The sequence below is a fragment of the Inquilinus limosus MP06 genome, from assembly GCF_000767795.1.
Lineage (GTDB): Bacteria > Pseudomonadota > Alphaproteobacteria > DSM-16000 > Inquilinaceae > Inquilinus > Inquilinus limosus_E.
The window spans coordinates 1-9,847 of sequence record NZ_JANX01000198.1 but is presented as its reverse complement, the minus strand read 5'-3'; the positions used below and the strand labels follow the sequence as shown (position 1 = coordinate 9,847).

Annotated in this window: 9 protein-coding genes; 3 read left to right on the top strand and 6 right to left on the bottom strand. The window is 70.7% G+C overall.

Going from position 1 to position 9,847, the window contains the following annotated elements; translation table 11 throughout:
- Window positions 1-175 precede the first annotated feature (175 nt).
- Complete coding sequence (locus P409_RS16560) at window positions 176-2,503, bottom strand: molybdopterin guanine dinucleotide-containing S/N-oxide reductase (RefSeq protein ID WP_034839475.1); 2,328 nt, start codon at window positions 2,501-2,503, stop codon at window positions 176-178.
- 131 nt (window positions 2,504-2,634) lie between these two features.
- Here P409_RS16560 and P409_RS16555 point away from each other — a divergent pair, with 131 nt between their 5' ends.
- Window positions 2,635-3,543: a YihY/virulence factor BrkB family protein gene (locus P409_RS16555; protein ID WP_052120773.1), complete on the top strand. Its 909-nt coding sequence runs from the start codon at window positions 2,635-2,637 to the stop codon at window positions 3,541-3,543.
- A 152-nt stretch (window positions 3,544-3,695) separates the two neighbouring features.
- Here the strand turns inward: P409_RS16555 and P409_RS16550 are convergent, their stop codons facing one another.
- The 5 genes from P409_RS16550 to P409_RS16530 form a co-directional block, all read right to left on the bottom strand.
- Window positions 3,696-4,487: a transporter substrate-binding domain-containing protein gene (locus tag P409_RS16550; RefSeq protein WP_034839473.1), complete on the bottom strand. Its 792-nt coding sequence runs from the start codon at window positions 4,485-4,487 to the stop codon at window positions 3,696-3,698.
- Window positions 4,488-4,554: 67 nt separating this feature from the next.
- Complete coding sequence (locus tag P409_RS16545; RefSeq protein ID WP_034839471.1) at window positions 4,555-5,283, bottom strand: amino acid ABC transporter ATP-binding protein; 729 nt, start codon at window positions 5,281-5,283, stop codon at window positions 4,555-4,557.
- Window positions 5,258-5,920 (bottom strand): amino acid ABC transporter permease, encoded by a 663-nt coding sequence (locus tag P409_RS16540; protein ID WP_034839470.1) that lies wholly within the window; start codon window positions 5,918-5,920, stop codon window positions 5,258-5,260. The genes P409_RS16545 and P409_RS16540 overlap by 26 nt, the downstream gene beginning before the upstream one ends.
- Before the next feature lie 10 nt (window positions 5,921-5,930).
- Window positions 5,931-6,614 carry an amino acid ABC transporter permease gene (locus P409_RS16535; RefSeq protein ID WP_034839468.1) on the bottom strand — a complete coding sequence of 228 codons (684 nt, stop codon included), beginning with the start codon at window positions 6,612-6,614 and terminating at the stop codon, window positions 5,931-5,933.
- Between the two features lie 43 nt (window positions 6,615-6,657).
- On the bottom strand, window positions 6,658-7,374 hold the full coding sequence (locus P409_RS16530; protein WP_052120771.1) for a GntR family transcriptional regulator: 717 nt from the start codon (window positions 7,372-7,374) through the stop codon (window positions 6,658-6,660).
- Window positions 7,375-7,675: 301 nt separating this feature from the next.
- On the opposite strand from P409_RS16530, the gene P409_RS16525 reads away from it, so the two are divergent.
- Together P409_RS16525 and P409_RS37150 are read left to right on the top strand one after the other, a co-directional pair.
- A complete protein-coding gene (locus P409_RS16525) occupies window positions 7,676-8,236 on the top strand; it encodes a hypothetical protein (protein ID WP_034839467.1) in 561 nt (186 codons plus the stop codon).
- A 223-nt stretch (window positions 8,237-8,459) separates the two neighbouring features.
- Window positions 8,460-9,704: a glyoxalase superfamily protein gene (locus P409_RS37150; RefSeq protein ID WP_081991560.1), complete on the top strand. Its 1,245-nt coding sequence runs from the start codon at window positions 8,460-8,462 to the stop codon at window positions 9,702-9,704.
- Window positions 9,705-9,847: the final 143 nt, after the last annotated feature.

Here is a 9,847-nt window from a genome sequence, read left to right as displayed (position 1 = left end):
GGGCGTCGTCACCGATCCTGCAGAATCCCGGCTTACGCCACGCTGGCTCTCGCCATCGACAACCCCCTCCCCCACCCCCTCCCGCAAGGGGAGGGGGAGTGTGGAAAGCAGGCGTCGGTTCAGGTGATCGAAAAGGTCTCGCAAGCGGAAGAGGCAACGCAAAACAACGCGCCCCCTACTCCGCCGCCTCGGCCCTCGGGTCCAGGATCACCGGCGGGTCGAAGGCGGTGACGCGCGGCGCCGGGCCTTCGTGCTTCGCGATCTCGACCAGGCAGGTGTGGGCGCTGGCGCCCTGGCCGAGGCGAGAGGTGCCCTTGTCCCGCGTCAGCACGTTGGGGTTGCCGTGCTTGCACATCGCCCCGACCTGGCCCGGCACCTCCGGGTCGTACCAGGCGCCGGTGGCCAGCTGGATGACGCCCGGCATCACCTTGTCGGTGACCAGCGCCCCGGCCAGGCAGGCGCCGCGGTCGTTGAACAGCCGCACCACATCGCCGTCCCGGATGCCGCGGGCGGCGGCGTCGGCCGGGTGGATCCACACCGGCTCGCGATCCGCCACCTTCTCGCTGCGGCTGGTCACGCCGGGGTCGAGCTGGCTGTGCAGCCGGGTCTTCGGCTGGTTCGAGATCAGGTGCAGCGGGAAGCGCTCCGTCTCCGGCGAGCCGAGCCATTCCGCCGGCTCCAGCCACATCGGGTGGCCCGGGCAGTCGTCATAGCCGAAGCCGGCGATGCGGTCGGAGAAGATCTCGATCCGGCCGCTCGGCGTCGGCAGCTTGTTGGCCACCGGGTCGGCGCGGAAGGCCTGCAGCAGGATCTTCGGCTTCTCCGACAGCGGCAGCTCGACATGGCCGATCTCCCAGAACTCCTGGAAGTCCGGCAGCTCGATCCCCGCCTCGGCGGCGGTGCGGCGGTCGTTCTCGTAGAAATGCTGGACCCAGTCCATCTCGTCGCGGCCCTCGGTGAAGGCGTGACGCTCGCCGGCCCGGTCCGACAGCTCGGCCAGGATGTCGAAGTCGCTGCGCGCCTGGCCGACCGGCGGGATCGCCTGCGGCATGGCCAGGATGTAGGGGTCGCGCGCGGCGCCGCCGATGTCGTTGCGCTCGAAGGTCGTGGTCGCCGGCAGCACGATGTCGGCGCGGCGGGCCACCGGGGTCCACCACGGCTCCTGCACGATCACCGTCTCCGGCTTCGCCCAGGCGCGCAGCAGCCGGTTCAGGTCCTGGTGGTGGTGGAACGGGTTGCCGCCGGCCCAGTAGACCAGCTTGATGTCGGGATAGGTGATGCGGTGGCCGTTGTAGTCGTCGGTCTCGCCCGGCCGCAGCAGCAGGTCGGAGATGCGGGCCACCGGGATGTAGCGGCCGGTCGGGTTCGGGCCCGGGATGATGCGGCTGCGGCTGCGGCCGTCGCTGGCCGAGCCGACATTGGCCTCGGCGCCGTAGCCGTAGCCGATGCCGCCGCCGGGCAGGCCGATCTGGCCCAGCATCGCCGCCAGCACCGTGCCCATCCAGTAGGGCTGCTCGCCATGGTCGCCGCGCTGCAGCGACCAGCTGAGGCTGATCATGGTGCGCTGCGACGCCATGCGCCGCGCCAGGTCGCGGATGGTGGCGGCGGGCAGGCCGGAGATATTGGCAGCCCAGTCGGCGTCCTTCGGCGTGCCGTCGGACTGGCCCGTCAGATAAGGCAGGAAGCGGTCGAAGCCGCTGGTGTAGCGGTCGACGAAGCCGCGGTCGTACAGCCCCTCGGCCACCAGCGTGTGGGCCAGGCCCAGCATGATCGCGGTGTCGGTGTTCGGCCGCGGCGCCAGCCATTCGGCCTGCGCCTCCTCCGCCATGTCGTCGCGCACCGGGCCGATATAGACGAACTGCACCCCGGCCTCGCGGCTGCGGCGGTTCCAGTCGCGCTGCTGGTGCTTGCCGGTGCCGCCGGAGGCGATCTGGCTGTTGCGCGGCGGCATGCCGCCGAAGGCCACCACCAGCCGGCCGTCGCTGGCAATGCTGCGCCAGTCGGTGGTCTCGACCAGCACGCGGTTGAAGTCGCCGATGATGTGCGGGATCAGCGGCAGGGCGGCGCCGAAGCTGTAGTTGTTGACCGAGGCGGTGAAGCCGCCGGTGAAGCCCAGCATGCGGCGCAGCAGGGTCGGCGCGTTGTGCAGCCGGCCGGCGCTGCCCCAGCCGTAGCTGCCGCCATAGATCGCCTCGGGCCCATGCTCGGTCCGCACCCGCTCCAGCTCGCCCGCCACCAGCTCCAACGCCGTCTCCCACGACACCGGCACGAAGGCGTCGGCGCCGCGGCGGCGGCCGTCGCTCCGGTGCCGCTGCGCCAGCCAGCCGGCCCGGACCATCGGCTGCGACACGCGCAGGTTGCCGTGCACCATGCCGGGCAGCGAGTTGATGATCGGCGACGGGTCGATGTCGCTGGCATAGGGCTGGATGCCGACCATCTTGTCGCCGTCGACGACCGCCATGACGGCGCCGTAGTGGCTGGAGGACGGGCTCAGACGGGGCACGGCAGAACTCCCTGGTCGATCACGGGCGTGACCCCGGATGGTTCGTGGCCGGAGTCGCCGCGTCAACCGGATTTCCGTCATGGCCGCCAACACTTATGGTCGGCGGGGTGGAACGGAGGCACAGAATCGCCATGACGGCGCAAACCAGGACGACGGACCGGCGGTGGAAGCGCAGGGCGCGCCGCGCGGGCATCGTGCTGTGGCGGGTGTGGGGCGAGATCGGCGAGGACCGCGTGTTCGCGCTGGCGGCCGGCGTCGCCTACTACACCCTGCTGGCGCTGTTCCCGGCGATCGGCGTGTTCGTCTCGCTGTACGGCCTGATCGCCGACGTCTCGACCGTGCAGCAGAACATCGAGGACCTCGCCGTCATCCTGCCGGCCGGCAGCCTCGACCTCATCGCCGGGCAGCTGCAGCGCATCGCCAGCCAGCCGCCGAAGAGCCTGGGCATCGCCTTCTTCGCCGGCCTCGCCATCTCGCTGTGGAGCGCCAATGCCGGGGTGAAGGCGATGTTCGACGCCCTCAACGTCGCCTATGACGAGGAGGAGCGGCGCGGCTTCCTCCGGCTCAACCTGGTGTCGCTGCTGTTCACGCTCTGCGCCATCGGCTTCGCCGCGCTGGCGCTGGCCGTGGTGGTGGCGGTGCCGATCGCGCTGAACCTTGTCGGCCTCGGCTCCGCCGCCGGCACGCTGATCTGGCTGCTGCGCTGGCCGGCGCTGTACCTGGCGACGATCGCGGCGCTGACGCTGGTCTACCGCTACGGCCCCGGCGGCCGGCGCGAGCACTGGCTGAACTGGGGCGGCATCGTCGCCGCCACCGTCTGGCTCGGCGGGTCGATGCTGTTCTCCTGGTACGTCGCGCGCTTCGCCAATTACGGCGCGACCTACGGCTCGCTCGGCGCCGTGATCGGCTTCCTGACCTGGATCTGGCTGTCGACGGTGATCTTCCTGATCGGCGCCGAGCTGAACTCCGAGCTCGAGCGGGAGCGCGACCGGCGGCCGAGAGCCAACCGAGTCCCCCCCTCCCTCGCGGGAGGGGGGTAGGGGAGGGGGTTTCCTCAGCCCGAGCCGGCCGACGGCCCGACCAGAGGATAGACCCTCCACGCATTCGCGCGCGGACGCGCGCAGACCCCTCCCCCTGCCCCCCTCCCGCAAGGAGAGGGGGGACTAAGTTAAGGGATGGTCTTCCAGAGCTATCACCGCGTGACCAGATCCGCCGGCAGATCGCGGCCGTGGAACTGCTTGAAGGTGGCGTTCAGGCTGCCATCGGCGAAATGCGCCTTGATCCAGTCGTCCAGCCAGGCCTTCAGCTTCGGCTCGCCCTTCGGCAGGGCGATGCCGAGATTCAGCTCCTGCTGCACGAACTTGGTCTCCAGCTTGTCCGACCGGCCCTTGTTCATCTCCGACACCACTGCGCTCTGGGTCGAGACGATGTCGACCTGGCCGGAGACGGCGGCGGTGATCAGCGTCGCGTCATCCTCGAAGCGGACGATCTCGGCATCCTTGGCGTTCCTGGTCACCAGCGTGTCGTTGACCGTGGCCCGGGTCACGCCGATGCGCTTGCCGGCGAGGTCGGCATAATCCTTGATCGCGACGCCGGCCGGGGCCGCCACCTCGATGTTCAGCGTGGCGTAGGGGATGGTGAAATCCACCGCCTTCTTGCGCTCCTCGGTGATCGCCAGGTCGGCGACCAGCAGGTCGGCCTTGCGGGTCTGGATCGTCGGCACCCGGGCGGCGTTGGTGATCTGCACCAGCTCCAGCTCCGCCCCGAGAGACTTGGCGATCATCTTCGCCGTCTCGACGTCCGAGCCCGTGGGCTGCAGCTTGTCGTCGACGAAGGCGAACAGCGGCACGCCCATGGCCACGGCGATGCGCACCTTCTTGGTCGACTGGATGTCGTCCAGCGACTCCGCCTGCGCCACTGGCGCGGCCGCGACCCACAGCGCCGCCGCGGCGGCGGCGACCTTCAGCATTCCTGTCAGCGTCATGACGTTCCTCCACCCGTTTACGTCTTGTGTCGGCCGGCCCCGACCGGGCCGGCACCGGTTCCCGCGATCAGAGCCCGTTGGACAGGAAGTCGCGGAGCTCCCCCGTCTGCGGCGCCGCGAGCATCCCGCCCGGCCCCGTCTCCCAGACCTTGCCCAGATGCATGAAGATGATCCGGTCGGCGACGCGGCGGGCGAACGCCATCTCATGCGTCACCACCAGCATCGTCATGCCGCCCCGGGCCAGGCTTTCCATCACCTTCAGCACCTCGCCCGTCAGATGCGGGTCGAGCGCCGAGGTCACCTCGTCGAACAGCATCACCTTCGGGCTCATCGCCAGCGACCGGGCGATCGCCACCCGCTGCTGCTGGCCGCCCGACAGCTGCTCGGGATAGGCGTTGATCTTGTCGGCCAGGCCGACCCGCTCCAGCGCCGCGCGGGCTAGGTCGCGCACCTCCGACCCGCGCATCCGGCGCACCCGGCGCGGCGCCAGGGTGATGTTCTCCTCCACCGTCAGATGCGGGAACAGGTTGTAGCTCTGGAACACCATGCCGACGTCCTGGCGCAGGGCGCGCAGGTTCAGGTCGGCCGCGTCGACCTTGTGGCCGCAGACCTCGATGCTGCCCGACTGGATCGTCTCCAGCCGGTTGACGCAGCGCAGCGCCGTGCTCTTGCCCGAGCCGCTGCGGCCGATGATGGCGACGACCTCGCCCTTCGCGACCTCGAAGGAGACGCCCTTGAGCACCTCGAGCTCGCCGAAGCGCTTGTGGACATCACGCAGCGTGACGACGGCCGACATTCATCTTCCTTTCGAGGGAACGGCTCCAGCGCGACAGCGGGTAGCAGAGGGCGAAGTAGATCAGCCCGGCGATGCCGAAGACGAGGAATGGCTGGAACAGGGAGTTGTTGATGACCTGGGCGGCGCGGGTCAGCTCGACGAAGCCGACCACCGAGGCCAGCGAGGTGCTCTTCAGCACCTGCACCAGGAAGCCGACGGTCGGCGGGGTGGCGATGCGCATGGCCTGGGGCAGGATGACGTCGGTCAGCACCTGCCAGCGGTTCAGCGCCAGGCATTCGGCCGCCTCGCTCTGGGTCTTCGGCACCGCCTCGACGCAGCCGCGCCAGATCTCGCCCAGGAAGGCGCTGCAATAGATCATCAGCGACACGCCGGCGGCCAGCAGCGGCGGCACCTCGATGCCGACGATGCCGAGGCCGAAATAGACCAGGAACAGCAGGATCAGCAGCGGCGTGCCCTGGATCACCTGGACATAGACGAAGGCCGCCCGCCGCAGCATCCGGCCGCGAGAGATCCGCAGCAGCATGACGCCGAAGCCGGCGATGCCGCCCAGCGCGAAGGCCAGCAGCGACAGCACCACGGTCCAGGCCGTGCCCTGCAGCAGGTAGATCAGGTGGTTGACGGTGAAGGCGCCGCCCATGCCGGCCTCCTCAGAGCGGGGTGCCGAGCCGGCGGCGGCGCGGGAAGATCGCCTGGCCGAACAGGTGGAAGCCGAACTTCAGCAGCAGCGCCATGGCGAGGTACAAGAGCGCCACGACGATGTAGGTCTCGAACGGCCGGAAGGTGTCGGACTGGATGGTGTTGGCGATCGCCGTCAGCTCCTCCGCCGAGATCTGCGAGGTGACGGAGGAGGACAGCATCATCAGCACGAACTGGCTGGTCAGGGCCGGATACACCCGCTCCAGCGCCGGGCGCAGGATCACGTCCCAGTAGATCTGCGGCGTCGACAGGCCCAGCGCCTGCGCCGCCTCGACCTGGCCGGGCGGCACCGTGTCCATGCCGGCGCGCACGATCTCCGCCGTGTAGGCGCCGACATTGATCACCATGGTCAGCACCGCGGCGGCGAAGATCGGCAGCCGGAGGCCGATGCTGGACAGGCCGAAGAACAGGAAGAAGATCTGGATCAGGTAGGGGGTGTTGCGGACGATCTCGACATAGGCGCCGCACAGCCCGGCGATCCAGCGCGACCGGCCGCGGCGGCCGATGGCGCAGACCACGCCGATGGCGAGGCCGGCCACGGTGGCCACCAGCGTCATCTCCAGCGTCATCAGCGCGCCGTGCAGGAAGGACGGCCAGTAGTCGCGCAGGCTGTCGAAATCGAACTCGTACTGCATCGGGCGTGCACCCTCCCCTGCCTCGTCCCCGGCCCGCCGCGGCTCAGGTGCCCGGCGGCGGCGCGTCGACGAAAAAGTCCGGATTGTGGTCCTTGATGCCGCCCAGATCGTCGAGCAGCGCGCCGAGATGCGCGCCCATCCGCGCCGCCGCGCGGTCCGGGTCATGGGCCTCGATCCCGTCCAGGATGGCGCCGTGCTCGGCGATGATCCGGGCCAGCCGCCCCTCCTCCGGCAGGGTCAGGCGGCGATACCGGTCGACCTGGATCTTGACCTGCTGCACCAGGGTCCAGATGCCGGGATGGCCGGCGGCCTCGGCGATGCCGGCGTGGAAGGCCTCGTCGGCCTGGTGGAAGCCGTCGCGGTCGCCCGCCGCCTCGGTCTCGCGCAGCCGCTCCATCACCGCGCGCAGGGTGGCGACCTGGCTGCTTCTGGCGCGCTCGGCCGCCATCCGCGCCGTCGTCTCCTCCAGCGATCTGCGGATGATGATCGCCTCGGGCAGGGCGTGCACCGGAATGCGCGACACGAAGGTGCCGGACTGCGGGAAGATGTCGACCAGCCCCTCATCGGCCAGCCGCAGCACCGCCTCGCGCACCGGGGTGCGGCTGACGCCGTAGCCCTCGGCGATCTCCTTCTCCGACAGCGGCGTGCCGGGCTTCAGGCGAAGGGCGACGATGTCGCTGCGCAGCGCCCGGCGAATCAGGGCGGAGGCGGTGGCGGGACGGCCCTGCGACAGCGCGTCGAGGCGCGACGAGCGCGGCATCCGCCGCCGCCCCCCCGGCCCGTCCTCTCCGGCCGCCGCACCGCGCATCCGCGCCCTCCCGTCTCGTTCTGGTATGCACCGTATACTAAAATATCAGTTGTTCAAGCGCGGCGGTCCAGCGCAGCGGAACCGAGGGATTCCGCCGCCCTCCGTTTCAGCCGAAGGAATGACTCGCCATCCGCGGCAGGGTGTGACTTGATTCTTCCCGGCGAAGCCCATTTGAATCAATTCGACAGATCGTGGCGCCCCTGGGACAGGAGCAATGCGCCGCGGCGATCATTCGAGGGAGAGCGAGGAGAGTATGGCGGTAAAGCAGCGGGCCCCCCAGCGGCTGAAGCAGTTGCTGAAGAGTTGCGGCGCACGCGTGGATGCCCGGGTCCGCGAACAGCTGGCGACTTTGCCGGCGGGCTGGTCCCGGTCGGTCAGCGGCATGTTCGCGCGGGTGGAGCGCATCCTGACCGACGAGGAACGCCAGACCTTCCGCTGGACGGAGGTGCGCGACCGCGACGGGCGCCTGGCCGCCTCCTGGTCCGGGGCGCGGGATTCGGGCGTGCTGATCGACCAGATCGTCGAGGAGGCCGCGACCGACGTGTCCGAGACCGGCCCGGCCGGCTGGAAGAATTCGGCCGCGGAGCTGGCCACCAGCATCCGCGGCATGGCGGCGAAGGCGTCGTCGCCGGCCGCCGCGGCCAAGGCCGCCGCCGCCGCCCTGCCGATCATGATCGCCGAGGCGCAGGCCTATTTCCGCAACCCGGACGCCGAGGCCGGCGCCATCAGCCAGCAGATCCGCGAGGCGCTGCAGCGCCTGGACCACGAGGCGCGCCGATCGCTGCGCGCCAAGCTGATCCCGGACGCGTCGTAAGCCCGAGGGTCCGGCTCCGGACAAGGCCTCCCCGCCTGCGGGGAGGCTTTTTCGTTTCCGGCCGCGGATTGACGGCCGCTCCGGATCGCCCCTAGTCTCGGGACACGGTCGTGAGGCGACCGACGGTCCGCGTGAAGGGTTGAACCCGCCTCCAGCTTCGCCGAACGCATCTTCTTTCCGGCCCGTCGACGCGGACATCGGGCCATGAGAAAGAAGGTGTTCCATGGCTGAGCCGCTTCCGCCCCGTCCCGACATCGACTGGCTGAGGAAGACCGCCAAGCAGCGGCTGGCCGCGCTGCGCACCGAGGAGCCGGGCGCACGGCTGCACCAGGCCCAGCTGGCCGTCGCCCGGACCTACGGCTTCACCAGCTGGCGTGCCCTGAAGGCGCATGTCGATGGCCTGAGCCTGAACGGACGGGTGCTGGCCGCGACGCTGCGCGGCCGGGCCCGCGAGTTGGAGGCGCTGCTGGCTGCCCATCCGGCCAGACGCGAGGTCACCGGCGGCAGCTGGAACCGGCCGCTGCTGCACCTGGCCGCTGAGGCCGGGCACCTCGCCTGCGTCGAGCTGCTGCTGCGATCCGGCATCGAGGTCGACCGCCGTGACCGCGCCGACAACGCCACCGCCCTGCACTGGGCCGCAGCCGGCGGGCACTTGGCCGTGGTCGACCGGCTGCTGGCCGCGGGGGCCGACCCGGACGGCGCCGGCGACGCGCATGCGCTGGGCGCCATCGGCTGGGCCACCTGCTTCCGCAAGACCCATGCGGCGGTGGCGGAGCGGCTGCTGGCGGCCGGGGCCGCTCCGACATTCCCCGCCGCCATCGCCCTCGGCCGCATCGATCTGGCGCGGGCGCTGGCCGCGGCCGACCCGACCGCGATTATGCGGCCGATGAGCCGGTTCGACCGCAGCCGCACGCCGCTGCACCTGGCGGTGATCAAGAATCGGCCGGAGATGGTGCGGCTGCTGCTGGGCCTGGGCGCCGATCCTGTCGCACGGGACGGCCGGGGCAACACGCCGCTGGACGGCCTGCCGGCAGGAGCCGACCCGGACATCGCCCGGTTGCTGGTCGCGGCCGGAGCGGCGCCGGCGCAATCCGTCGGCCCGCGCTTCGACAGCCTGGTCCCGGTCCTGAATGTCCGGAACGTGCCGGCCGCCATCGCCTATTACCGCGACAAGCTGGGCTTCCGGCTGGACTGGGAATGGGGCGACCCGCCGGGCTTCGCCTGCATCGACCGCGGCCCGGTACGGATCTTCCTGTGCCAGGGAGCGCAAGGCGCGCCCGGCATGTGGCTGTGCGTCAATGTCGACGATGTCGACGCGCTGCATCGGGAGTACCAGGCCAGCGGCGCCATCATCCGCCAGCCACCGACCAACTTTCCCTGGGGCATGCGCGAGATGAATGTCGAGGACCTGGACGGCCACCGCCTGCGCATCGGCAGCGACGTCATCGGGCCGGCAGACGAGGCCTGAGCGTCGCTACGCCTCGCAGGCCTCCGTCCGTTCCGCCGCCCGGCGCCGGTCCCGCCGGCGCAGCAGGGCATAGGCGGCCAGCGCGGCCGCCAGGGTGGCGGCGACCAGCACCGCGAGCATCGCCTGGAAGGCGCCGCCATAGG

Excerpts from the sequence above, each read along its gene's own strand:
- P409_RS16555 (WP_052120773.1), top strand. The coding sequence starts at position 2,635 with ATGACGGCGCAAACCAGGACGACGGACCGGCGGTGGAAGCGCAGGGCG.
- P409_RS16540 (WP_034839470.1), bottom strand. The coding sequence starts at position 5,920 with ATGGGCGGCGCCTTCACCGTCAACCACCTGATCTACCTGCTGCAGGGC.
- P409_RS16530 (WP_052120771.1), bottom strand. The coding sequence starts at position 7,374 with ATGCCGCGCTCGTCGCGCCTCGACGCGCTGTCGCAGGGCCGTCCCGCC.
- P409_RS37150 (WP_081991560.1), top strand. The coding sequence starts at position 8,460 with ATGGCTGAGCCGCTTCCGCCCCGTCCCGACATCGACTGGCTGAGGAAG.
- P409_RS16525 (WP_034839467.1), top strand. The coding sequence starts at position 7,676 with ATGGCGGTAAAGCAGCGGGCCCCCCAGCGGCTGAAGCAGTTGCTGAAG.
- P409_RS16535 (WP_034839468.1), bottom strand. The coding sequence starts at position 6,614 with ATGCAGTACGAGTTCGATTTCGACAGCCTGCGCGACTACTGGCCGTCC.
- P409_RS16545 (WP_034839471.1), bottom strand. The coding sequence starts at position 5,283 with ATGTCGGCCGTCGTCACGCTGCGTGATGTCCACAAGCGCTTCGGCGAG.
- P409_RS16550 (WP_034839473.1), bottom strand. The coding sequence starts at position 4,487 with ATGACGCTGACAGGAATGCTGAAGGTCGCCGCCGCCGCGGCGGCGCTG.